This is a genomic window from Desulfofustis glycolicus DSM 9705, from assembly GCF_900130015.1.
GTDB lineage: Bacteria > Desulfobacterota > Desulfobulbia > Desulfobulbales > Desulfocapsaceae > Desulfofustis > Desulfofustis glycolicus.
Window position 1 is genome coordinate 39,647 of sequence record NZ_FQXS01000007.1, and the last position, 25,344, is coordinate 64,990.

Genomic DNA, 25,344 nt, shown 5'->3' on the forward strand with positions numbered 1-25,344 from the left:
CCATTTTGAGCAATAATGAACCTCCCACGGCAGGGGGGCACAACGAAAAATGAAAATCGGCGTCATGGTCGAAAGGGCTGGCCGGCCCTGGCTCCAGCTGCTGGGCTGCTGCCTGATCGGCTGGTCTCCGGCTGAATCCGCCAGCCCGGGCAAATGATTTTCATATGAACCTGTGGAGCGGCTCCCTGTCCCGGCGAAAGACCGCCAGCCGGTAATCGTGTCCGAGATGATTGTCGATGATTGCAGCAAAGCGTTTTTCAGCTAATTTGACGACCGGCTCACCACGTATCGGTTATCGGCCGGATATCGATGGCCTGCGCGCGGTGGCGGTCCTGTCCGTCTTTTGCTTCCACCTCTATCCGCAGCTGTTGCCCGGCGGTTTTCTCGGTGTCGACGTCTTTTTCGTCATCTCCGGGTATCTGATCACCCTGATTATCCTGCGCGAAAATCGGCAGGGCGCCTTTTCTTTTGCCCACTTTTACGCTCGCCGGGTCAAGCGGATTTTTCCGGCGCTCTTTGTCGTGCTGATGCTCTCGGCGCCGGTGGCTATTTTTCTCCTCGTCCCCGATACGTATACCAATTTCATGGCTTCGGCCCGCTATGCCGCGGCGCAATTGGCCAACTTCTTTTTTGCTCGCAAGGTCGGTTATTTCGAGGAGGGCTTTTCCGGCCAGCCACTGCTGCACACCTGGTCGCTCGGCGTGGAAGAGCAGTTCTACCTGTGCTGGCCGCTGCTCATCTTCCTCTGCTTCTATGTCCTGCGGCGGATCGGGCGCGCCACTGCTGCTCCTGACCCTGCCCTTGATGCCAAACCTTCATCGGAGCGCGGCAACGGGCAGGCCGGCAAACGCGCCAGGCACACCGTGCTGGCCGTGTTTGTCGTCCTGGCGGCCCTTTCTTTCGTTGCCTGTTTTGTGCTGGCCGAGGCCGAACCGAAGCTGGCCTTTTACATGTTCTATACGCGGGCCTGGGAGTTCTGTATCGGCGGTGCTGTCGCGCTTCGGAGCGCGGAGCAGCGGGCGGGAGTCGGCACGGCCGCGGTGGCCGGCGTGACCGGCCTGCTGTTCCTCGGCTACAGCTTCCTGTTCGTCGGGCAAACCTATCTCGGGCGCTCGTTTCTGCAAGGTGGTGTGCTGCTGCCCTGCATCGGCGCGGCGCTGGTCATTTATGCGGGTGGCCGGTCCGGAATGATCAACCGGCTGCTGGTCTCCACGGTGGTGGTCGGTGTCGGCAGGATTTCCTATTCCCTTTACCTCTACCACTGGCCGGTCATCATCTTCTACAAGATTTTCAGCAACAGCCATGAGATCGGCGTGGTTGCCGCGGTGGCCATCGTTGCCCTGTCCCTGGCACTGGCGACGCTCAGTTATTTCTTCGTCGAGCAGCCGGCCAGGAAAACCGGGTGGTCCGATCGCGTGGTATTATTGCTCGCTCTGCTGGTCATCATTGTCTTCGCCCGGGGATTCAAGATCCTGGAAGACAACGATCAGGCCTCCTGGCGCATTACCCCGTATGCTGCCACGGAGGTGCCGGCGCCGGCGCGGGTACCTGACTCGTGCGAGCAAAAAGAAAAGGACGGCGTCACCTATCTGGAGTGCGGCGTGTCGGGACGGCGGCAGGCCCCGCGTGTTGCCCTGGTCGGTGACTCTCACTCCGCGCACTATCTGCCTGCCGTTGTCTCGTGGGCCCAGCAAAGCGGCTACGACGTGACGTATCTGGGCGTGCCCGGTTGTCCGATGTTGCTCGGCGATGTCGAGATCGACAGCATTATCGATGACAAGCACGAGCAACACTGCGCCCGAGCCCTGCCGTTTCTGCAGGCGGAAATCGTCGAAGACCCGGCGATCAAGGTCGTCATGATCGCGCAGCGATTCGATCTCTTCTACGACGGTAAAGGGTTTCTCAACACCGACCGACAGATCATGTTCAAGGGTGCCGATGGCAGGATCATCGTTGATCACACCACCTATTTCCGGGAGCGGCTGATCGATACCGTCGAGCGTCTCAGGGCTGCGGGGAAGACCCCGATCATCTTGAAGCAGGTGCCGATTCTCGGTAATATCAATGACTGTCTGTGGGAGCCGCGCCTGAAGCGGTGGCTGGCGCAGGAGCGGTCCTGCACCATTGACCGGGGCTTTATCGAGAAGTGGCAGCAGGAAAGTATCGATTTTGTCGATCAGCTGAGCGCGTCACTGCAGATTCCGAGCTACGATCCATTTCGGGAAATCGACAGCCCCCTGCTCGACGGTACGGTGATCTACGCCAACCAGGATCATCTGAACCCGTTCGGCTATCAACTGCTCATCCCCTCGTTTCATCGGGAGATGGATGTCGTGTTGGCAAGCGGCGACCGGACCGATAGTGGTGTCGAAGGACGCAATGAGCAACGGGATCGTCCGGAAAAGGGGGAAGAGCATGCTGCAGGTGATTGATCTGAGTCAGGAACTGGCACCCGGGATGGTGGTTTATCCGGGAAGCCCGCAGCCGCAGTTTCGTCAGGTGGCGACGATCGAGAGTGACGGCTACCGGGAAATGATGATGACCCTGTGCACCCATCACGGAACGCACCTGGATGCGCCGGCCCATCTGATTGCCGGCGGCCTGACTGTCGACCAGCTGGCACCGGCGTCCTTTGTCGGTGAAGCGCTGGTGCTTGACTTTACCCGGCCGGACACCGCGACCGTCGATGTGCAGGATCTCCGGCCCTACGAAGCGATAATCAGCGGTCATGACTTTGTTCTGCTGCACACCGGCTGGAGCAAATTCTGGGGCGATCGGCGATATTTCGCCGACTACCCAGTGCTCAGCGAAGCGGCGGCCCGCTGGCTGGTCGCTGCCGGGCTGCGCGGTGTCGGCGTGGATACCATGTCGGTCGATGCCCCCGCCGCAGCCGGGTTGCCGGTTCACCGGCTGCTACTGGCGGGCGGGCTGGTTATCGTCGAGAACCTTAACAACCTGGCGGCTTTGCCGCACCACTCGTTTTTTTTTTCCTGCCTGCCGCTGCGCCTGAAAGATGGCGACGGCTCGCCGGTCCGGGCCGTCGCGCTGCTGTCCTGACCGGGCGTTTCTGGGCGAGAGAGGTATCGCGGCCGGCAACCGGTTATTGTCTCAAGGCGAGGCGTGCCGTGTTTCGAGCCGTTCGAGGTCCTCCAGGTAGTGCTCGAAGTGATCGAGATAGAACGACAGTGGTTTCGAGAATTTCTTGCCGACCAGGCCATCGACGAAAAATTGGCTGATTTCCTGGTAGCGGCGCAGCACCAGTTGCGAGCGGTAGAAGATCAGCCATTCCTCACGGGACATCTCCTGTACCGTCCGCTTCAGGGCCTTGCGCGCCCGTGGCTGATACATCCAAAAATGCATCAGGTCGAGGGCGTTGACGATGAGCAGCGTCCCCTGCTCTCGGGCTTCGTAATTGAGGGTCTCCAGCATCATTTTCGGTGACTGCAAAATATCCAGCACGTCTTCTTCGGGAAACATCAGGTCGAGCCGTGAGAAGACGGCGAACAGCTGGGAGATCTTCGAGCGATAGGCGGCCAGCCGCGCCCTGATGTTGACCTGGCGATCGGCCAGACCTTCGATGCCGGCGGCGACACAGTCGGAGGCCAGCTTGGAGATGATGGCCGCCCATTTCTGCAGTTCGCCGTAAACGTCGACGACGCCGGCCACGTGCATGAATTGACCGATCAGGCCGTTGAGTGCAATGGCCAGCGGAATGGCGAGGATGGAGCGGAAGAAATTACCGACCGCGGCATTTTTCGGCAGGCCGCGAAAGATGTTATGGCTTGAGATATAGATGCCGTTGGCCAGCCCCATGAACACATAGAGCAGTACCGGATTGGTTGCCGTGGTGATATCAAAGGTGCGGTCGAGCAGCACCGTCTTGACCAGATAGTCGAGCAGCGGCACGGAAAATCCGGTGTAGAGCAGCGAATCGGCGATCCTGCTCCAACTGACCAGTGAATTCCAGGGCAGCAGTGGTGAGCGCCGTAGCCCGCCGCCGCCAAGAACCGACTGGAAGATGTTGCGCAAGCCGGTGATGGAGAACCAGATTACCGCTCCGAAGTAGGCGAGCAGCCACCAGTCCTTGGTCAGCCAGAAGGTCAGAAAGGCGGGAATGAACCCGAGAAGTACTTTTAGTGAATTCTTCAGGTCGGTGTTCAGATAGGTCCAGGGATGTCGAATCCGCCCGTCCTGTCGAGTCTCGCCGATTCGACCGTTGTTGCCGATCGTCTGGCTGGAGCCGCCGAGAGTAGCGATATTGCCGGCCTGGCCCGGGTGGACCAGACATCCGTCCAGCGACCAGTCCTGCCAACGACGGCCGGTAGTACGAAAGAACGCGCCGTTTCGGCGGGAGCTGCCGAACAGCGCGCCCGGCTCTACAGGGTCGGTGCTGCGCAGATGGGTGCTTTTGGTCAGCAGCGCGGTAACCGGCAGCAGTGAGCGATCCTGGCGGGCGATCTGCTCGAGGGCGGTACGTCGCGGCCGGGCCGGCAAGGTGTCGAGCACGACGAAGCCCATCCCATGCTGGTGTTCGGCCTGCCCGGTAGAACTGGAGCCGATTCGTGATTCGAGCGTCCGTTTTTTATAATAGCCGTGGAAGGCTTCAAGGTCATAGAGGATGTCGAGCAGGTCGTTTTTCCTCTCCAGCAACCGGGTGTAATCGCCATCGAGTTTGTCGCGCAGCGGCAGGTCGACCGACAACCGGTCAATGCTTTTTTTCAGGCGCATACGCTGTTCTTCGAGATCCCAGATAATCTCGCGAATGGAGCGTTTTAGGCCGATCACGTTGTCCTCGTTGAGGGCCTTTTGTAATGCTCCGATCAGGCGGTAATAACGATCCGGACTGGTCAGGTCGACGGCCACCCCGCTCGTGTAGCGGCAGTCGAGCGCGGAATCCGAGGCGATGCCGTGGGCGGCGTCCTTGAGGTTGTAGATCTCAATATGGCTAATAATGCCCTTGCAGGCATAAAGGATTTCGATGGTGTCCTGAACTGAGAGGTTGCCGAGATTGAGAGTGAATTGGGAACCGGTATGCAAGGTCTGCAGGCGGCTGATCACCTGGTGCGGCGAGAGGCGTAGCAACTCCGGTGAGTTGTCGTCTTGAGCCGGTTGTGACGGGTCATGCACGCCGGGATTGCGACAGGGAGTCAGATATTGTTCGATGATGGTGTCGATGGTAAGGGACGCAAGGCGGTTGAAGCGCTGTCGCAGGAGATCGGCACGGTCGCCTTCGGAGACCGCTATCTCGTCTTTCAACCGTTTCAGTTCGGTGTCGGCCGCCGGAGCGAGTTCCCGGGTAATGAACCGGGCCAGGTGCAACAGTGACGGCTGGCCGTCGCCGACGAACGAGGCGAACTCCTTTTCGGCGAGGGGGGGCAGCGAAAGGCCGAGTTCTTTCCTCAGCTCGGGGAGATGGTGGGTGTTGAAAGCAGAGAGGACGTCATAAACATAGCGTTGCTGGTATGCCGAGACCTTCCGGCCCTGGTCCATGAACTCAACCACCTTGTCTTCCCTGAGAAAAGTGAGAAATGCCTGGTTATGGCTGAAACCGTGGGGTTCCCAGGTAAATCGGATATATTTGTCGCGAAATCGGGCCGACATTTCAACGCCGACCTGTACCCTGATATCGAGCAGGGCGCTGGCTTCGATCAACTCTTCGACAACGCTGCTGCTGACGTAGTTGTAATAGACGACGGTCAGGCGGCGGATGCCTTTGATCCAGGCATCCATGATCAGATGGGTCGGGGTCTTCCGGCCCTTGGTGGCGGAGTCGTGGACGCGGTCGTCAAAAGAGAACTGGTTCCATTCCTCCGGCATTTCCAGCAGATGGTATTTTGCCAGTTGGGCCCGAACCAAACGGGGGTTGCCGGTCGAGACCATGCGGAAGTCATGGGCCAGCTGGAGCTGGCGCACCCTGTCGCCGGAGCTGCGCAGGAGTTCCTTCATGATCTGCATCAGCACTCGGGCGGTGTTTTTCTGGTAGAAGACGGTAGCCGACAGAAAAACCTCGTCGCGCAAGGAGCGCAGTGCCTTGAGCCGATCCTGCGCGGTCCCTTTGGCAAAGCTTCCGAGCAGGCCGGCAATGGCGTAGGCAATGCGCAGGCCTCTCGGCGCGGCCAGTTCCTTGATGCCCTGCGGGTGCATGTGTTCCGTCAACAGGGAGCGCAGGACCGCGGTGTCGCTGTCCCGGTCCAGGACTTCAGCGACGATATCGAGGAGCTGGTAGTCGTTTTTATCGAAAAAAATCGCTGGCGGTCGGTCGGTCATGGCAGACGCTTGCCGGAACAGACAAATCCGTCGGCTGTTGGATGTTGATCGGCAGAAAACTGCATGATTGCTCCTTTCCTGTTCTCTCGGGAAGGTACTATGGAAAACTCTCGTTTCGGGCTAGCCGGCGGTAACTCTGTTAACTCCAGGCAGTATAAGCATAATTGTCGATACCGGTCAATCTCCTTGGTGCAGTGGGAGCATAGAGGCTTGCGGTGATGTTCGCTGCATGCCTAGCCATGATCAGGGGTGATTTGGACGGTAAAGGTGTCGAGCCTGATCCGGGTGTTTTCCCCGGCTCCGAGCAGATGAAAGGAAAAAGCCTGGCGAGCCTGTTCGTTGGTGAAGGAGAAGCTGACGGAACAGGACTCACCGCTGTGCAGCAGTGGAAAGGTTGGCGGGGTGATCGTCGTGACTTCTTGCTCGAATTGCCGCATGGTCAGCTGCAGGCGAAGGCCTTCCGGTTCGGTGGACAACGCCTGCACACCGATATCGACCCGGATCGTCGAATCGTGCGGAAAGTCGAGGTATTGGGCACCGATCAGGTTGTCGGTCCAGTCGTTGGTGATGACAACCGGTAGGGTTCGTACTTCCCCGCCGGCGAACTGCAGGGTGGAGGTCGGCCCGGCAGCGACGCTGCGGTCGAGTTGATCGGCCAGGGCAAAGAGGTGGGCACCGTCTTCCGGCGCTGCGGTCGTACTTTGTTCGGGTCGGGTCCCGATCATCGGGCTTTCGGTACTGCGGCAGATGGCGTCGCGGCTGCATTCGTAAAGGCTGCCGTCCGCCGTCTGCCAGCGCAGCAGGCCGCCGGTGTACGAGACCATGGTTCGGGATCGGTCGTAGTCGCGGAACAAGCTTCGGCCCAGGATTGCCGGCGGGATGGGGAGCTCGAGATAATCGAGGATCGAGACCTCGATATCGACCAGGCCGTACATCTCGCTCTTCAGACGGGGCAGCGCGTCCTGTTCCGGAGCGAGCACGATTGCCAGTCCCCAGCTGGAATACCAGCCGGCACCGGGGGCGCCGTGTGATTCGTCGGAGGTGATTACGACCAGGGTGTCATCGAGGGTGCCCTTGCTCCGGAGATCATCGAGGAACCGGGCGATAGCCTGATCGAGATGGGCGATGGCTGCGGCCTGGCGTGAACCGTAGCGTTGCACCGCCTTTTCGTCGGCGGCATACGGTTGATGGGTGGCCACCGTCAGCAGGGAGAGAAACCACGGCTGTTGTTGCTGCTCCAGAGCATCGATATAGTTGGCGGCGCCGCGGAAAAACGAATCGTCCGATGCGCCCCAGATAAAATCGGCGCCGGTATTCTCGGGGAACCATTCCAAACCGTGCACCTGCTGAAACCCCATGGTCGGCATGGCACGATCCTTGTTCATGAAAGCCAACGGCGCACCCTGGAGATAATGGGTCTGGTAGCCGGCGGCGGCCAGCCGCGCCGGAAGACACTGTGCGGATCGTTGTGGCGCATTCTGCAGTTCGAAGGCCTTCGGGGTGGTGAACGAGAGCTTGCTGAAGTCGCCGCAATGAATGGCGTAGAGACCGCGGATCGTTTGATGGCTGTGCGTGACGAAAGCGGGAACGAGCATCGCTGAGGCGGTGGCCTCGGCTAAGGCCGGCAGGCGCAAAGACGCCTCGTCGCCGACGACGGCAGAGCCGATGTCCGGCAGGTAGAGGCCGGGGATTCCTTCGAGAACGATGAGCAATACGTTGCGGCTACGATCTGCCGTAGCCGGAAGCAGCAGCCGGCGTCCCCCCAGGTCGGCGCGCAGCAGGTCGTCGGGCAGCGTTGCCTGCATTGCCGCCGGCACACGGTGGCCGGCGGCGGAGGCAGCCGCATCGATAATGAGCCAGTGCAGGACCTGATAGCGATCATCGACCTTCTGGTCGTTCAGAGTGCGGGCAAGCGAGTCGTGCAACGGTAGGAGCAGCAGCACAGTCAGCAGGCCAGCTGTCAGTGTGCGCAGAGAGGAGCGGGGAATCGGCGCGACGGCGGCAATTGTTGCGGCAGCTATCAGGGTGGCGGTAAATCCGGGCGCTTGCAAGTGCAGTCCGGCAGTACTGCTGTGGAGAAACACCGGGTCCAGCAGATAGCGGGCGTCCTGCCAGCTCGGCAATCGATGTACCGCACCAAGCAGTTCGCTTGCTCCGATCTGGATGAGGCACCAGAACAGCAGCAGCGCCGGACGAAAGAGGCGAGGGGTGTACCAGAGCAGGCTGAAGACCAGGGTAGCGCTGCCGAAATCGGAGAGCAGACCGGCCGGCTGGGTAACGCCGGTTTGTGCCAGGCGCCAGATCGCCGGCAGCAGAAGCGGCAGGACGAGCAGGATCGGCTGGCGTGTGAGGATGGCCACCGCCTTCGGCAGCATGAACATCCGCCGCTTCCCGCCCTCTCTAGCGTTCATGCAACGGGGCATAGGTGGATCCTTCCTGCCGGTTGCCGGTTACGGATATCGGTTTGGCAAGGGTGGCGATCAGAGAGGTCGGAGCCGGGGTGCCGGCGGCGATGAACGACACCAGCACGGCAGCCAGATAGGGTATGGTCTGGACGAGCAACACCATGACCCAGAGCAGCAAGTCGGGCGATTCCACGCCCTGTCGAACGATAATTCCATAGATAGCCGCCAGCAGCGCGGTCGCCAGCAATCCTTCCTCGCGGACGGCCTGCAGGGCATAGCGAATAGTGCCGGCGGCGGCCCGTTTCGGCGTCCGGAAGAAGGGCAGATTCGAGCTGACAAGACCAAACAGGACGGCCTTGGCAATGGTGTGGGTAAGCGACAGTCCGGCCAGGGCCGAGGCGATCGTCTGGACTGCCGAGGCGTTGACCCGCCGGCGATAGAGATAGATCATCTTGGCCAGTTTGAAGAAAAAGAGAGATAACGGGATCAATGAAATCATCAAAAGCGGCGGTTCGAAACGAAGTGGTGCCTGGATCATCGCCGCCGACCAGGCCAGTGCGGCCAAGGTAAAGAGCAGGTTGATGCCATCGGCGAGCCAGGGCAGCCAGCCGGCGATAAAGTGATAGCGTTGTCCTCGGGTCAGCCGGCTGTCGCTGCTGCCGAGCAGGGTGCGGGCATGCTGCCGCATGATCTGAACGGCTCCGTAGGCCCAGCGATACCGCTGCTTTTTGAAGTCGATGAAGGTGTCGGGCATGAGCCCCTTGCCGTAGCTGGTCGGGACGTAGATCGCTTCATACCCTTTTTCGAAGATATGCAGACCCAACTCGGCATCTTCGGTGATACACCACGGCGCCCACCCCTCGATTTCGGTCAACACCGCTTTCCGTACCATGGTCATGGTACCGTGCTGAATGATTGCGTTGCGTTCGTTGCGGGTAATCATGCCGATACAGAAAAAGCCGCGATATTCCGCATAGCACATGGTCTTGAACAGGTTGTCCCGGTCATCGCGGTAATCCTGAGGCGCCTGGACGATGGCCACCTGTGGTTTGAGAAAATGCGGCGCCAGGTCGCGAAGCCAGTTCCGTTTCACCACGTAGTCGCTGTCGATGACCGCGACTACGCTCGTGTCTGCAGCGGTGCGGGCCAGAGCGTAGTTGAGGGCTCCCGCCTTGAATCCGGTCAGTCGGTCTTCGTGGAAGAAGCGAAACCGTTCGCCCAGCGTCAGGCAGTGCTCGCGGACCGGCTGCCAGACGGACGGGTCTTTGGTGTTATTGTCCATGACAATCACTTCAAAGTCGGGGTAATCCAGTTCGGACAGGGCATTGAGGGTCTCGATCAACATCTGGGGCGGCTCGTTGTAGGCCGGGACATGGATGGAAACCTTGGGTAACAGATCGTCGGTGACGGTGATCGGCGGGGAAAAACGGCGACCGACACCGCCCCAGAGCGATTCGGCCCACTCATGGGCCTCGGCGAGCAGGACGACAAGCACACCGGTCAGGCCGATGAGCATCAGCGCCCCGATCGTCAGGGCGCCGGGGGTCATATATTGACGCCAGTAACTGTAGACGATCCAGACCGCGCCGCTGGCGCAAAGCACGGCAACCGCGGCCAAAAAACCGCAGCCTCTTTTTCGTAAGCTCCGGCTGTCGATGAGCAGCAGCGTAGAGACGAGCAGCGACAGGGCCACCGATATGGCAGCGAGGATATGCCATTTGGGGATGTTGACGATCGGCGTGGTGAACGGGAACTTGGGGCGGCGATCGGCATCGTAAACGCCCCAATATGCGCCGACAGTTCCCTCGCTGGTTCGTTTCCACGGTTGGTCGAATGCTTCGAGAACGTAATAGACCAGGTCGAGACGTTCGGCCCGGTCGAGAAAGCGGCGCAGGAAGGCGGCCTGGTTGGCGGTCGAGGCGACGGCGTCCTGGCGGATGCGCCCGTTGCTCGGCCAACCGACTTCGGTGATGACTATTTCTTTCTCCGGAAATGTCAGCTTGAGCATATCGTGGCGGTCGATCACATGATCGACTGCCCGGTCGAGGTGAATTCCTTCCCAGTAGGGCAGCAGGTGAACGGCAATGAAATCGACATGATCGGCGAGATCTGGTTGTTGTTGCCAGATGTGCCATGGCTCCGCCGTGCTGACCGGGATATCCAGCGCTTCACGGACTCGGTCCAGATAACCGTGCAACCGGGCAGTTGAGACGTCACCTCGTAACAATGCCTCGTTACCGACGATGACTCGAATGACATTGTGGTAATGCTGTCTGGCCAGATAGATGACCGTTTCCAGTTGCCTCTCGTTTTCTTCGAGATCATCACTGATCCAGGCGCCGAGCGTCACGTTGAGTCCGTATTTCTGGGCTAGGGATGGAACATGCTGCAGGATGCCGTCTACCGAGTAGGTTCGGATTGCGTTGGTCTGGCCGGCCAGAAGCTGCAGGTCACTATCGATTTCAGCAATGGACGGGGCTTCCTGTTTGACCGGATTGTGGCCAATACGCAATGGTGAGAAGGAAAACCCTTGGATTCGATCAGGCCAGGGTGGTTCGATCTCCGGACGGTTGAGTAGCGCCCAGCAACACAGGGAGACGAGAGCGACGGTCACGCAAATAAAAGTGTTGATTCTAGTCATGGGAAGAGGATCTTCCGGCGAAAAGCGTCGAAAAGTCAGAGTTTCGGCCGGTTAGTGAATTGTTATCAGGATGTTGTCAATGCCTGAAGTGGTTGGAGCGACGGGTTAGAGAGCCTTGACAACAGGAATGAACCAGCGGAGGGGCCGGCACGCGCATTCCTTCGTGTGCATCTATAGTACTGATTCGAAACGATTTTAGTAAATTCGGTCGAGCGCTGTGTTGCATTCGATCTCTCTGGCCAGCAGGTCGCTATAATGCCATAAACCGATAATAATGGGAAGAAAATTTAATGAAAATTTAATAATTGGGACATGACGAAGCGTCTGTTTTTGGCGACGTTGCGCTAATAATATGTCAGGACATCTGGGGAACGATCGAGATTGTACAGTGTTTCGGAGGCATCGATCTCATTGTCGGTCTGAACATCGTCGCTTTCAACACTTAGCTGCCCGAAATGACTTCGTCGGTTATCGCGGCACGCAAAGAGGATTATGACATCGCACTGGCGAACGTTTTGCGATCGAACCTGTTCAACACGCTGGCGGTCGTCGGCATCGCCGGAGCGATTCACCCGATGGTCGTCGGGCCAGAGGTTTTCGAGCGAGATATGCTGGTGATGGCCGCGCTGACGCTACCTTTGTTTGCAATTGGCCAGGGGGCACGGGGACCGGGGCGCATTAATCATAATCGCTGCGCAAGAGCTTTATTGCTGGCAAGCGGGGTGGACCACACGTCATATTTTGTCAGCACGGCGGTCTTTCAACTGCCATGAGCCCGTCCGGCTTCACGCCGTTTACGTTTTTTCAGTAGTGCCGACTTAGCGCAGAATGAACCCTTCCTTGAAAGGATCGTTCGGGTCGATATAGAATTTCGCCGTGCCGCTTATCCAGGCTTGCCCTTCCACTTGTGGAATAACCGCCTCATACGGGCCGAACGTGGTCGTTTCGACAACACTGCCGGTAAAAACGGACCCGAGTAGTGACTCGATGGTCATTTTCTGGCCGATTTTCAACTCGCCTTTGGCGTGATGGATAGCCATTCGGCCTGCGACTCCGGACCCAGTGGGCGACCTGTCTACTTCACCGTCGGCGAAAATGCAGACATTGCGGCTGTCAACGCCGGGCGTCATGGCCGGCCCCAGAAAAATGGTGCCGTACAAGAAGGAAAGATCTTTTTCGAAGGGATGAATGATCGGGAAATTCTCAATGATTGCTTTCTTTATCGCCTTTCCGACCTCGATGAGGTCACGATAATGCTGCGGGACCATTCTCACACCGCAGGCCTTGGCATCGACGTAGGCATAAAAAGCTCCGCCAAAGCCCAGGTCAAAGGTGATTTGACCGAGTCCGGGCACGTGTACTTTTTCGCCGAGCATTGAGGCAAAAGAAGGCACGTTGTGAAAACGTACATTGGTAACTCTTCCATGCCTGCATTCAGCCATGGCAGTGACGATGCCGGAGGGGACCTCGATCCTGAGAGTCGTCTCCGGGTATTGCATCTCGACCGCTCCAGTTTCAAGCATCACCGTGGTCAGGGCAATGATCGCGTGTCCACACATGGTGCTGTATCCTTCGTTATGCAGAAACAGCACTGAAAAATCGGCGTCTGGCGAACAGTGAGGCATGACGACCGCTCCATACTGGTCTGCATGGCCCCTTGGTTCAAACATGAGCGCCCTTCTCAGGTGATCGAAATTGTTCTTCATGAACGTCCGACGCTCCAGCACGGTGTCCCCCTTCATTTCCGGGAGACCGGCAAGGACGATGCGGAGCGGCTCTCCTCCTGTGTGCGCATCGAGAACGGAAATCTTTTGCCAACCCTCGGGAGGATTCCAGGAGTGGATAACCTCAAGTACCTTAGAGACAGAATTCATTGTTATGCCAGCCTCGCGCCACTTCCCGCGCAGAAAGGAAAATAAAAAAGCCCGAATTCCTATTCGTTATCGGAATGAGGAATTCGGGCTCGACTGAGGAACTGCCATGCCTGAAACGGCAGGTTGTTCAGCATTTGGGACAATAGGGTGACCCCTTTTGCCTCTACCGATCAATCTGCTTTTTCAAGGAGCATCTTGATGTTTTTGCCATTCCTTTCATATTCGGCAAGGACAAAGTCCTTTGCTGTTGCAGAATCGAGAAAGGCAGAAGTCATTCCCAATTTGTTAAGATCGGCGACAAAGCCGGTTGATGCCACCGCCTGTTTTAAAAGTTCCTCAAGCTTCTGCTGAACGTCGGTCGGCAAGCCTTGGGGAGCCACGAGTGTGAGGAACTGGCTGTAAAAGACTTCCTTGCCCGAGTCGGTCACAGGAGGAAGACCGGGAAGCTTTTCTGATGCCTGCGGAGCCAAGATGGCCAGAGCCTTGAGATCGTGCTTGTTCAATACGCCTGCAGTGCTGGTGTAGACATTGACGCGCTCGGCAGCCATTGCCTGCAATGCTCCTGCATCCCCTTGGAAGGGGACATGCTTGACATCCAGGTCAAAACTCAGAAACAAATCCTTGCCGGCAAAATAGGGAACACTTCCGGCACCAGCCGAAGCCCAGTGGAATTTTCCGGGATTCGCTTTCATTTCTTGGACCATCTCACCAAGCGTGTTCCAGGGGGAATCTTTGCGAACCAATACGACATAAGGGTCGTAACTTATCCTGCCGATTATGTTAAAATTATCCAGCGTGTAAGGCAACTCTCGCATGTGCGGGTGCATGACCAGAGGGGCGCTCGGGATCACACCAACCGTGTAACCATCAGGTTTTGCAGAAACAACGGCTTTACAGCCATTCATGCCGGAGGCTCCGACGATGTTCTTTGGCGCTACGGTGACACCGGCAATTGCCTCCATTTCTTTTGCCAGTACTCTGGCGACGATGTCTGTTTCTCCACCTGCGCCGAACGGGATGACAACCGTTATGGTGCGATCAGGAAATGCTCCCGCCAAAGCATTCCCTGCCAGCAGAGTTAGTGCGATTGCTGCGAATAACAGTTTTCGTAACATGGCTTCATCTCCTCACTTTGTTGTGGTTTGATCATATTCGCCAGGTTCCGGCAGAGGCTGACGTATCTGTCCCGGCCCGGGCACCTGGTGTAAAACCTTACTCCATAAGGAACAAGGATGTTTTGCTCAAACAAGATAAGGTTATAGAGGAGGGATCATCCAACTGTCTCTGCCGGCCGTCCCACAGTGCATAAGAAAACCGCATCTCTCGCCAAACCGGATGAACGACTCCGTCCCTCTTTTCGTGCACAATTTGACAACAGAAACCACCAGTATGAATGACAACTTTATACTACATTATATATATTTTTTCGTCAAGGCGACCTGGCGATATTTTTAATTAATAATAATTTACAATTAATTACACGGATAAAGAAGATAAATTATTCTTTGCATTGAGATTGTCAATTGACATTAAATGACATTTATTGCACAATAGTTCCCCTACAAAGAAATTCCGTGACTCCAGAATAAAATATGCGACAACAATTGGAAAAAAAGAGAGAAGATCTTGAAAAATTAAGAAGATATCTGTCTTCAAAGCCTCGCGACCTGCTTCTTTTCGAATTTTTGCTCCAGAAAAACTGCAAAACCAGCGATGTTCTCAAGATTCGGGTCGATGACCTTTCTTCCTGCCAGGAGAATGAAAGACTTGTCAATTCAACATGGAGCGAAGGAGAGGGGCCTGTTCTTACAACTGCGATCAAACGGGCTTTTAATCAATTGCTGATGCAGGGTGAGGTTGGGGCCTCAGACTTGCTTTTCAGGTCGCGAAAAGGCGGAAGGCAATTGACGACGACGAGTGTTTCCCGTCTCATTCACACAACGCTGGAAAGAACCGCTCTGAAACATTACCGGGGATTGCCCGAACTCAGACAAAAACTTGGCCCGCTCACTATTGATCGAGTGCCCAATGCGTCAATAACTGAAAACGAAAGCGGCTCCCTTTCTTCAGTAAAGACCGCTTCGATCCAGAAACTGGTTTATAAGGATCTCGTGCAACATATCATCCGCGGAACAATTCCCCCGGGCCAGAAACTGTTTCCCGAGAAAATTGCCAGGCAGATGCATGTTTCCACCACGCCGGTACGAGAAGCTCTCAGCCGCCTTGAGGCGAAAGGGTTTGCTGTCCATCACCCGCAACGCGGGTGGGTTGTCAGCGAATTATCACAAACGAAGCTCAAGGAAATACTCGACCTTCGGATTCTTCTTGAATGTGAAGCGATTAGCCGTGCTGCAAAAAATATTGCGCCGGAAACCCTGAAACAGCTCAAACATGTCAAGGAGACCATAGAGCACATTGATCAGGACAGAGATCCCCTGGGATTTCACGAGGCAAATCGGCAGTTCCACCTGCTTGCATACAAGGACTGCGGCTCGGCCAAAATGCTGGACATCATCAAAGAACTTTGGGACTTGTCGAGTCCGTACTACCAGATCCTTTTTCGCCAGTCGCTCGTGCCGAAGCCGACATCTGGGATAAATCACCATTATCAGATCATAAAGGCGCTTCAGGCCGGCGATTCCCAAGAAGCAAGAGAGTGGTTGAAAAAAGATATCGAGCAACCTGCCGATTTCGTTTTCAGGCTATTTGATATGTATGCCAGGTCCATCGAGTAATGCAGCCCATGTACCTGTCCTCTTCTCCGACCCAGCTAACGACGCCGAGCAGTGAGATAGAGCGACTTCATCATGGGAGCGAAGATGAACAGCCCTGCCACCGAAAAAAGCACAATCGCCAATGGAGAAGTCCCCAGATAGGCCAGCAACGACATGTCTCCTTTATATATCGCCGCCTGACTCATGTTGAATTCCAACTGTGGGCCGAGGACATAGCCGATCAAAAGGGGTGTGACTGGGAAGTTATACAGCCGCATGCCGAAAGCCAGTACCCCGATCACAAGAGTTACGGGAATATCGGAAAATAAACCACTCGGAATATAGACGCCTATTAGCGAACAGACCACGATCAGCCCCAACAACACGGGAGGGGGAAAGTTTATGACATGGCCAAAAGCCCTGATAACGATGTATGCTGCAGGGATAAGAAGAATATTCGACAATATGAGCAGAATGAACGAGGAGTAAACAACATCCGGATTGTCTACCATCAGGCGCACCCCGGGAATGATTCCGTGCAGGGTCATCGATGCGAGCATCAACGCCGTGGCCGGTTCTCCCGGAATACCAAGGGCAAGTGTCGGGATGAGGGCGCCACCGGTAATCGCATTGTTTGAGGATTCAGCGGCGATAAGTGCATCCGGTTCTCCTTTCCCGAAATTGTCTCCGTTTTTCGAAAACTTTTTGGCCGTCGTGTAGGCAACGAATGTCGAGGCTGTTGCACCGACGCCCGGCAGAATGCCGAGCCCTATGCCAATCATGGATGAGCGGACCAGATTCGATATCCGGCCTTTCCACTCTCGCAGTTTCGGAAAAATTGGTTTTGAGCAGCGGATAGCCTCGACGTGTGCAGCAGTTCGCAACTCATGAATGCGGTAGAAGACTTCAGCGAGCGGGTAGATCCCGACGACGACCGGCATGAGAGAGATGCCCCCGGCCAGAAAATCGAGCCCGAAGGTGAAGCGCATCTCACCGCTTACCGGATCGTCGCCGATGGCCGCAAGCATCAGGCCGGCAAACCCCATCAGGATTCCCTTGATCTGGTTTCCTTCCGATAGCGAGCTGATACAGGCAAGGCCCATGCAAATAAGGCCGCATATTTCCAGCGGCCCACCATATTTCAGTGAAAGATCCGCCAGGAGCGGAGCAGAGAGGATCAGTGCCGCACAAGAAAGCAGCCCTCCGAAGATCGACGCAGCTGTGACCCATCCCAATGCCTGGCCTGCCTTACCCGCCTTGGCCATCGGATAGCCGTCCATACCGGTCGCGGCGGATTGGGGTGTTCCGGGTGTGTTGAGCAAAACTGCCGATATAGATCCGCCATATATGGAAGACCCGTAAACTCCCATGAGCAGTGCAATGGCTGCAATCGGCCCGATCTTCAGGGTAAAAGGAAGACAGACGACTATGGCGACAGCGGTGCCGAGTCCCGGTATGGCACCCACAATAGCACCAAACAAAACACCGGCAAAAAGGACAAGTATCACATCCGGCGAAAGTACCATGCCCAGTGCCGCCATCAATTGCTCAGGCATGTCCCCTCCTCAACCCAGTAGATCCATGATGCCGCGCGGCATGGAAATTCTCAGAACTGCCTCGAAGACGAGCCAGAACATTGTTGCGGTGAAGCCGGCAACGGGAATAACCACTTTGAAATCTCGCATACCTTCGAGAAAGCAGAATGCGACAAGAAACAGAAAGGTGGCGAGAGGCAGCCCAAGAAAGGGAAAGAGGAAAAAATACGCGGTAATGACAGCCAGAGCAGCCAGAAGAGGACGGGCGCTTTTTGTCAGATCGACGCCACATTCCCGATTTTTGCCGGTCACCAGGTAGATAATAGAAAAGGTGATCCAGCCGATAAGCAGCCATTTGGGGTAGCTCATGGGCCCCATCACCAGAGAGTCATCGACATACCCGGGCTTGAACGTGAGGGCGACGTAAAGAAGTGCAGCCCCCAAACAAATAAATACCAGCGCGGTAACTCGGTTCCTGTTCAGTGATCCATGCATATGCCGCTCCAACTCCAAGGTCCCGGATAAATGGCATTAGGCCATATGGGCCGCCCGAATGTTAATTTTATGCTACATTATATACATTTTTCAGTCAACGCAAATTTTTAACAAAATAATATTCAATAAATACGATTATATAATTAGATTAATCCTTGTTCTTGTCAGCCGATTGTTTTTTTGTTATTGACATTCAATGGCACTTTTCGCAAAATCAAAATTGACTGAGAGGCGTTTCCTCTGATTGGGTTTGGAGGTGAATCTTTCCAGCGGCAAAAAATTTATTGAAGAGCCGTAAAGAAATTAGAGGTTTCCGCGGTTATTTAGTGGGGTGGCCGAGAGGTTGCCCCGTCGGCGGCCCTCTTGAGACGCCTTTCTTCGAAATCAACGCCGCATTGACAGCAACAGCCAGACAAATACATTTCATGGGTTTAAAGCGATATGGAAGAAAAGATAACACTGCTCAACCGGGAAAGTTTTGGGGAATTTGTGAAGAACAACGATTGTCTCGTTGCTTTTTTCAAGAGTAAGTGTCCAAACTGCAAGGTTTTGTTGAAAGTCATGGAAAAATGCAAGGCAGGCCGCCCGGAGATTGCGATGGCCTGTATCAGTTCAGAGGATGAAGAGGCAGTTGCCAGGATGCTTGCTATCGGTCGGGTGCCGACGGTGCTCGTCTATAAAGGTGGAGAAGAAAAAACACGCAAGTCAGGTGTCATGAAGCCTGCCGAGCTTGAAGACCTTTATCTCAGAGCGTGAGATCAGTCATGAGCGAAGCGTATGATCTTCTGATCATTGGGGCTGGTATCGCAGGGATGACAGCGGCGATTTACGCAGCGCGATCGAATCTGAAAACACTTGTCATCGAACGGGAGATTTGCGGAGGTCTTGCCAACCAGACCCATACGATCGAAAATTTTCCTTCGCATCCAGGCATCAACGGGATGGAACTGATGGAACTCGTCAAGGAGCAGATGCTTGCATGCGGTGCAGAACTCAGGGAAATTGTCGATATTGAGAAGTTCGATATCACCGGGGAGGAAAAAAGCATCACGACCGACGAAGGGGTCTTTGCCGCTCGCGCCTTAATTCTGGCCATGGGAAGGACACCGGTTCATCTGCCCATCGAAGCGGATTGGGATGACCATATTCATTATTGCTCCCTGTGCGATGGGAATTTCTATGCAGGAAAAGACATCATCGTGGTTGGCGGGGGCAACTCAGCGTTTGACGAAAGTCTCTATCTCGAAGGACTGGGAGTCAAAAGCATTACCATCGTCGAGGCCCTCGAGAGGTGCCCGGCTGCCGAAATGACGATACAAAGAACCCTGGCGACTGGCAAAGTAAGCATACGCACATCCACCACGTTGACGGATATCAGGCCGCAGGGAAGCAAGGCTCAAATCTGCCTCGTGAATGCGCGGACCGGAGCAAAGGAGGTTATGCAAACTGACGGCATGTTTGTTTTTATTGGACAGAAACCGGCTACCTCCGCATTTTCCGGAATCCTCGGGCTGGACAGCCATGGTTACATCGAAACCACGCCGGATATGGGAACAAATATTGCCGGTGTGTATGCGGCAGGAGACATCGTCGCCAAGCGGTACCGGCAGCTCACGACGGCAATGTCGGACGGGACGATAGCTGCACTGGAAGCTCACCGGTTTTTATGCAGATAAGCGTCGTCATCTGGGATACGGACCCAGCCAGAATTGCCAGGATAGACAGATACCTTCATATGGCTTTTCGGCGGTTGGGGATCAAGGGTATCGTAACGTGCAACTCTGAGCCGCCTTCACTTTTCCGGGCAAACCTTTTCGACAAGGTGCCGGTGCTCGAGATCGATGGTAATCATTGGCGAAGCAAAGACGGTGAGCCTGATCTGGAGGCTTGTATCGATCTTCTCAGCAAAAGAATCGGACAATAAAACACATACCACCATGATGGAGGATAAAGCATGAAACAGCCGAAAAACGTTATCGTCATAATGCTGGATACGTTGCAATTCAACTATCTCGGTTGTTACGGTAATGACTGGATCAGGACCCCGAATATAGATACGTTCGCCCAGCAAGGCGTGGTTTTCGAAAATGCATACACAGAAGGGTTGCCTACAATTCCTTGCAGGCGCGCTATGCTGACCGGTCGTTACACGCTGCCGGTAAAAGGCTGGTCACAGCTCGACATAGAAGACACCACTATTGCTGATCTTTGTTGGGGCCAACCTATCGATTCGGCACTTATTCACGACTCGGGTCCATTCAGGCTCCCGAAGTTCGGCTATTCCCGCGGCTTTGATAAAGTCCATTTCATTCATGGCCATGAGACGGATCATCAGTACTATGCTACAGATGAGCTGTACGGGCTGAAGCCGGAGGATTTCTACGAAGATCATGTCCTGAAATCGGCCGATGAGATATTGGGCGAAAACGTTATGCAACCCATGCTCAATCAGGTCGCTTGCCACCTGAAGCAGCGGCAGTACTGGAAGAGCGATGAAGATCAGCATGTCGCTCAAATCATGAAGCAGGCTGCCAAATATTTACAAGAAACGGATCACAACAAATCGTTTTTCCTCTGGATCGACAGTTTTGATCCGCATGAGCCTTGGGATCCGCCGTCTGTGTATGATCCAGAACTAAAATGTCCGTATGATCCTGACTACACCGGTAAAGACATGTTTCTGCCAATCCAGGGCGACGTGGATAAGCTCTACACCGAAGAAGAGCTGCACCATGTACGCATGCTCTATGCAGAAAAGGTTACCATGTGCGATAAATGGTTCGGTTGGTTCATGGATCAGGTGCGGAAGATGGGTTTTGACCACAACACGACGATTCTGCTGGTTTCCGACCATGGCTCCCCCATGGGAAACAACGAGCATGGACATGGTATCATGCGCAAATGTCGACCGTGGCCCTACGAAGAGCTGGTCCATATTCCCTTTATCATGAGGGGGCCAAATATTCCTGCCGGAAAGCGTTTGTCAGGTTTTGTCCAGTCCTGCGATGTTGCCCCCACCGTCGTGGATCTTCTCGGCATAGGTGTTCATCCAAGTATGCAGGGACACAGCCTGGTTCCGCTGGCCAAAGGTGAGGTTGACAAGGTGCGCGATTTTGCCGTTGCCGGCTATTTCCGCTATTCCTGGTCCATCATCACAGAAGATTATTCTTATATACACTGGCTCAAGGATGATGAAAAAAGCATTGCCGACGCACGGTTCGGAATCTATGGCCGTGATCTTGCCGAATCAACAGCGCACATACTTGAAGTGAAAAGAGAAGGTGGTATTGAAGACAGAGATACTGCGTTTCTCAACCGTGCTTATGAAGAGCATAAGAATGCAGCTACGCTGGATGGCGAAGATCAGTGGACCTGTACCTCGGCCGCTAGCAGTGAGGTTCCGGAGCGCGACGAGTTGTATGACCGTCGCAAGGATCCATTCCAGCTCAACGACATTGCAGCTGCAAACAAAGAAATAGCTGAAGAGATGTTAGATAAGCTCCGCATGTTCATGGCAGAGCTCAAAACATCCTGATCCTCCCCTGGGGGGAGGGGGGGGGGAGCAGTTCCTTGATGGGTATGGTCGTGTCATAAAGCGGTAGAGCCGGAAAAGGAAAGACACTCCTTGCAGAATCAGATTAGTGGCAAGATGGTTCAAATGGCTCAGGAAATTGTTCAGCATGCCAAGACAGCGAGAGATTTGCGGGCATGTTTGAGTGTGCTGATTCCTAAACAAGTGTGCGGCGACGAACCTTATCACCAATAGCATTCTTGGTTTTGGCGTAACAACTGTTGTGCGGCCGCAACGGGAAATTCGCAATCAAGCGAGTGGAATGGCACAGGCAAATTGATCGTGGGGTGGCCGCCGACGACAATTGTTGAGTCTGTAAGAAGAAAAAGCATTTATCAAACCTTGTTCGACAGCACCGCTGAATCCGGTGGTTATTGGTTGTTTCGTCTATCAAGGTCGCCCTTGAGGAAAAACTTGGTTGTTCTGTTCTTGCTTCGAAGGTCTATCGATTGCTGGCTTGACATGGCTGGCGTATGGTATCTTCCGACACCTATCATCCAAAACGAGTTGCTGCAGCGCGGGATGGTTTAAAACAAACTTCGCAAAAAGTCTGGTGGAAGCCATAACAGAAAACACGGTGCGGGTGATGTTTCAAGATGGGGCGCGCCTTGGCAGGATGAGTGATCCGCGGCGCTGTTGGGTATCAGCTCCATTGCTGTGTCATTGGTAAGAGAGTAAACATGTATGTATGCGGTAGTGACGCCGGTAGACGTTGCCTTGGATTGGATGTTGACGGCGAAGTTGGATACACTGACTGTGAGTTCGTTTCTTCGCCATATCGCTCGGCAACGCTGGCAGTGCAGGGAAATATGGAATTGCTCCATCTGCCTCCATATTCACCGTCACTGAACCCGGCGGAAAGGCAGTGGGAAGAACTGCGCGAAAAGGAATTTACCAATAAAGTCTTCGATTCACTCGGCGCCGCACTAATTCAGGCAGCACGTGGGCAAAATTGCCTGGAGCGATCTTCTGCAGAACTCAGGTCGTTGCCCGTATGGCTGTGGAAATTAGAATCATTTTGATCGCAAATTGGAATAAGTGGTGATTGTCATTTGATGGCGGCGGGCAGCATCTGGGCCAAGGGCACGCAAAAGAGTTGGCCGAGGCGGGCAACGTCGGTTTTTACCGGGCAGGCAGACAGTCGACTGACGCGGGCCAGTCGGGACCGTTGATCCGGTCGTATTTTTCCGCGAAAAGCTTGTCGCTGCGAAAGAAATCGCCCGTCCGGTGCCGGGCCGGGAATTTTTCGAGCTGACTGGGACCACCGTTGTAGAGGGCATAGAGCCAGGCTGCCAGATAGCGTCGGCCGGCTCCATCTTTCAGGGACATCTTGGCCGGTCGCTTACTGATGTAGCGTTCCAAGTAGAGGGCGAGAATTTCGGCGCCGGCCATACCGTTGTAGTTGATATTCCATCTTAATTGCTGTGCGTCATAGATCCCGCGCCAGATCTTCTCGTTAATCTGCATCAGGCCGATCGAGGTGTTGTTGTAGGAGATCAGAAAGACGATTTTGTCGTCTTTGACCACGAACTGGCGAAAGCAGCTTTCCTGCCAGGCGGTGGCCAGTATCATCCGGGTAAACCAGCTGCCGTCGAGTCCTTTGACCACCGGCTGACGCCACTGATCCGCAGCGACCTGCTTGAGAATCCGGTGAACCCGCGGCAGCAGCTGGTCGGCCGGGGTGATGCCGGCCGTCCAACTCCTCAGTTCGGCAATGCCCGGCAATGTGTCGGCATGCGCCGGGCGCGGCCCGGCCGGCAGCAGGGCGGCCAGGCGACCGGCGGCCTGCAACCAGCGGTTGAGCGATGAAGTGGGTGCCGGCGGTGGATCGGCTACCGGTTCCGGGATCTGCTCGGGAGCTTCGTTGCTTCCTTCGGTTCCTGGGGGGCGGTCCGCCGGTACGGCCAGAGGTTCGCCGAGACCGAGGATGCGACGCAGGGTCGGGTTGACGTTGCCGCTCTCGTCGAGTGGTCCTTCATCGAGCATGTGCGCCAGTCGGTAAAAGCCGGCGCGGCTGATGTCAACTCCTAGCAGTGGGCCGAGACTATCAAGGGTGGTCAACGCGTCGGCCGCCGTAAAAAAACTGAGGTAGCCGAGCAGACTGGCCGAGGTGTCGGCATCGAGATGACGACGGAAGAGCGGCCTGAGCACCTGCCAGGAGCGAACGAATTGATCGCGAACGAAGGAATCGGTCAATTGATTTCCCGACAAGGCAGCATCGAACTCGTAGCGGACGGACAGCATCACGTCGAGCAGTAACTGGCGATCTTCGACAGAGAGTGGTTTGTCTGCCAATTGGCCTATCAGATGGATCAACATGGCGTCCCAGCTCTGCCAGAGTTCGATGATCCTGGCTTGTGCAGCGGCGTCGGTCGCCATCGCTGCCTCCGGTTCATCAGTCCCGCCGCCGTGGTCGATCGGCGAGGCTTCGGCCAGTATGTCGATGCGCAGTGCCGCCGGGGTTACCACCGGCTGATCGGGGTGCATGCCGGCGAGGACGCGACTGGTTTGCTCGTTTTGGCTGTCGCTTGTCTGGTTGAGCATGAACTGCTTGAGGTTGTCCACCGGCGGGGCCAAGTTCAGCGTGATCGTGCCGAGATAGGAGTGGACATGTTCTTTGACCAGATTCCAGAGGAGTCCGGCCAGCTGGGCGGGTTGGCCGGTCCGGTCGAAAAGAGTTGAATCGATGGTTTGGAAACGGAGCTGCCAGTTTCCGTCGATCACCGGCTGCTGGCTGAGTACCAGGGATCCCTCCCAGAATAATGGCGCCAGGCAGGCACCGGCGATCGGGGTGCCCCAGTGTATGGTGATTGCCGTTTGAAAGAGCAGCCGTTCACCGTCGCTGCCCACCTGCGGTCTGCTGAGCGTGATTTCGTTGCACCTCTGGGCCATGGAAACGATCGTGGTTTGTTCCCCGGGATCGTGATAGGCCTGATTGACGATCATCGTCCGCAACAGGGGCAGATCGATACTGAGTGGGATACGAATCGTTTCTGCCCGGGATGGGCCAGCCAGACCCAACAACAGCGCCAGTAGCATGCAGATAGGTAAGCCGGTCGGTCTTTTGCGTTGACGGAGCGGGGTGGTCATGATTGCTGTCTCCTTGCCCGGTACAGGGAGGATTTCAGATAGGCTGAAGGCCGTGTGCTGCGCGCCTTGGACCGTCCCATCCTATCGCGGCCCGCTGACGACCGCAATAGTTTTGCATGGCGACGGAAAAAGCGATTGTTCAGGCACCGGCATAGTGTGGTATGCTGGGTCTGCAACAATGGCAAAAAATCTTCAATAGACGGGAACCTTGAAAAAAATCCGACTTTTTCAAGGTCCACAGATGACGGGAGAGACAAAATGGCCAGCGAAAAATATCGGCAGGGCATGACGGTAAGGCGCAAGGTGCTGGGCGACGAATATGTCGATCGGGCGACCGCCGGGGCGACCGAATTTACCCGGCCGCTCCAGGACCTGGTGACGGAAAACTGCTGGGGGGAAATCTGGACGCGACCGGCCATCGACGATGCGACGCGCAGTTTGATTACGCTGGCGACGCTGGCTGCCTTGCGTGCCACCACCGAATTGAAAGCGCACGTACGCGGGGCGTTGCGCAACGGCTGCAGTATCGAACAGATTCAGGAAGTGCTGCTGCAGACCGCCGTTTATTGCGGTGTTCCCGCCGGCATCGAAGCGTTCCGGGCGGCCAAAGAGGTCATCGAAGCCTGGCAACAGGAAATAGAAGATCGTTGACGAAGCGGTAGGCTCCTTGGCAGTCTTATGGGGAGCTTGAAAAATTCGGAATTTCGTTCAAGATCGAGGCGCGCAAGAAAATTTTACCGCAGGCATATGCA

Annotated in this window: 17 protein-coding genes; 9 read left to right on the forward strand and 8 right to left on the reverse strand. The window is 55.7% G+C overall.

Annotated elements, in window-relative coordinates; genetic code table 11:
- Positions 1-236: 236 nt before the first annotated feature.
- Complete coding sequence (locus tag BUC26_RS07465) at positions 237-2,432, forward strand: acyltransferase family protein (protein ID WP_073374837.1); 2,196 nt, start codon at positions 237-239, stop codon at positions 2,430-2,432.
- Positions 2,416-3,057, forward strand: a complete 642-nt coding sequence (locus tag BUC26_RS07470; RefSeq protein ID WP_161949819.1) for a cyclase family protein — start codon at positions 2,416-2,418, stop codon at positions 3,055-3,057. The genes BUC26_RS07465 and BUC26_RS07470 overlap by 17 nt, the downstream gene beginning before the upstream one ends.
- Positions 3,058-3,108: 51 nt before the next feature.
- Here the strand turns inward: BUC26_RS07470 and BUC26_RS07475 are convergent, their stop codons facing one another.
- The 3 genes from BUC26_RS07475 to BUC26_RS07485 form a co-directional block, all read right to left on the reverse strand.
- On the reverse strand, positions 3,109-6,267 hold the full coding sequence (locus BUC26_RS07475) for a hypothetical protein (RefSeq protein WP_073374839.1): 3,159 nt from the start codon (positions 6,265-6,267) through the stop codon (positions 3,109-3,111).
- Positions 6,268-6,500: 233 nt separating this feature from the next.
- Positions 6,501-8,678, reverse strand: a complete 2,178-nt coding sequence (locus BUC26_RS07480) for an LTA synthase family protein (RefSeq protein WP_161949820.1) — start codon at positions 8,676-8,678, stop codon at positions 6,501-6,503.
- Complete coding sequence (locus BUC26_RS07485; RefSeq protein ID WP_073374841.1) at positions 8,668-11,313, reverse strand: glycosyltransferase; 2,646 nt, start codon at positions 11,311-11,313, stop codon at positions 8,668-8,670. Before BUC26_RS07485 ends, BUC26_RS07480 begins: the two co-directional genes overlap by 11 nt.
- A 455-nt stretch (positions 11,314-11,768) precedes the next feature.
- Here BUC26_RS07485 and BUC26_RS07490 point away from each other — a divergent pair, with 455 nt between their 5' ends.
- Positions 11,769-12,086 (forward strand): hypothetical protein, encoded by a 318-nt coding sequence (locus BUC26_RS07490; RefSeq protein ID WP_073374843.1) that lies wholly within the window; start codon positions 11,769-11,771, stop codon positions 12,084-12,086.
- A 45-nt stretch (positions 12,087-12,131) separates the two neighbouring features.
- On the opposite strand, the gene BUC26_RS07495 is transcribed toward BUC26_RS07490, so the two are convergent.
- Positions 12,132-13,187, reverse strand: coding sequence for a proline racemase family protein (locus tag BUC26_RS07495; RefSeq protein WP_073374845.1), 1,056 nt, complete (start codon positions 13,185-13,187; stop codon positions 12,132-12,134).
- A 170-nt stretch (positions 13,188-13,357) separates the two neighbouring features.
- On the reverse strand, positions 13,358-14,302 hold the full coding sequence (locus BUC26_RS07500) for a Bug family tripartite tricarboxylate transporter substrate binding protein (protein WP_073374846.1): 945 nt from the start codon (positions 14,300-14,302) through the stop codon (positions 13,358-13,360).
- A gap of 477 nt (positions 14,303-14,779) precedes the next feature.
- Here BUC26_RS07500 and BUC26_RS07505 point away from each other — a divergent pair, with 477 nt between their 5' ends.
- Positions 14,780-15,922 (forward strand): GntR family transcriptional regulator, encoded by a 1,143-nt coding sequence (locus BUC26_RS07505; RefSeq protein WP_073374848.1) that lies wholly within the window; start codon positions 14,780-14,782, stop codon positions 15,920-15,922.
- Positions 15,923-15,957: 35 nt separating this feature from the next.
- Here BUC26_RS07505 and BUC26_RS07510 read toward each other — a convergent pair whose 3' ends face one another.
- Positions 15,958-17,457 (reverse strand): tripartite tricarboxylate transporter permease, encoded by a 1,500-nt coding sequence (locus BUC26_RS07510; RefSeq protein ID WP_073374850.1) that lies wholly within the window; start codon positions 17,455-17,457, stop codon positions 15,958-15,960.
- A 9-nt stretch (positions 17,458-17,466) separates the two neighbouring features.
- The gene (locus BUC26_RS07515) at positions 17,467-17,931 is read right to left on the reverse strand and encodes a tripartite tricarboxylate transporter TctB family protein (RefSeq protein ID WP_073374851.1); all 465 of its coding nucleotides are present in this window, start codon (positions 17,929-17,931) and stop codon (positions 17,467-17,469) included.
- Between the two features lie 441 nt (positions 17,932-18,372).
- Here BUC26_RS07515 and BUC26_RS07520 point away from each other — a divergent pair, with 441 nt between their 5' ends.
- The 4 genes from BUC26_RS07520 to BUC26_RS23570 all read left to right on the forward strand — a co-directional run bounded on the left by BUC26_RS07520 (position 18,373) and on the right by BUC26_RS23570 (position 22,524).
- Positions 18,373-18,687, forward strand: a complete 315-nt coding sequence (locus tag BUC26_RS07520; RefSeq protein WP_073374853.1) for a thioredoxin family protein — start codon at positions 18,373-18,375, stop codon at positions 18,685-18,687.
- Between the two features lie 8 nt (positions 18,688-18,695).
- Positions 18,696-19,607: an NAD(P)/FAD-dependent oxidoreductase gene (locus BUC26_RS07525; RefSeq protein ID WP_073374854.1), complete on the forward strand. Its 912-nt coding sequence runs from the start codon at positions 18,696-18,698 to the stop codon at positions 19,605-19,607.
- 278 nt (positions 19,608-19,885) lie between these two features.
- Complete coding sequence (locus BUC26_RS07535) at positions 19,886-21,466, forward strand: sulfatase (protein ID WP_073374858.1); 1,581 nt, start codon at positions 19,886-19,888, stop codon at positions 21,464-21,466.
- A gap of 845 nt (positions 21,467-22,311) precedes the next feature.
- Positions 22,312-22,524 carry a hypothetical protein gene (locus BUC26_RS23570; RefSeq protein ID WP_073374860.1) on the forward strand — a complete coding sequence of 71 codons (213 nt, stop codon included), beginning with the start codon at positions 22,312-22,314 and terminating at the stop codon, positions 22,522-22,524.
- 100 nt (positions 22,525-22,624) lie between these two features.
- Here the strand turns inward: BUC26_RS23570 and BUC26_RS07545 are convergent, their stop codons facing one another.
- Complete coding sequence (locus tag BUC26_RS07545) at positions 22,625-24,592, reverse strand: lysozyme family protein (RefSeq protein WP_073374862.1); 1,968 nt, start codon at positions 24,590-24,592, stop codon at positions 22,625-22,627.
- 258 nt (positions 24,593-24,850) lie between these two features.
- Between BUC26_RS07545 and pcaC the strand changes: the two genes are divergently transcribed.
- Positions 24,851-25,243, forward strand: a complete 393-nt coding sequence (gene pcaC / locus BUC26_RS07550) for a 4-carboxymuconolactone decarboxylase (RefSeq protein WP_073374864.1) — start codon at positions 24,851-24,853, stop codon at positions 25,241-25,243.
- The last annotated feature ends 101 nt before the right edge of the window (positions 25,244-25,344 follow it).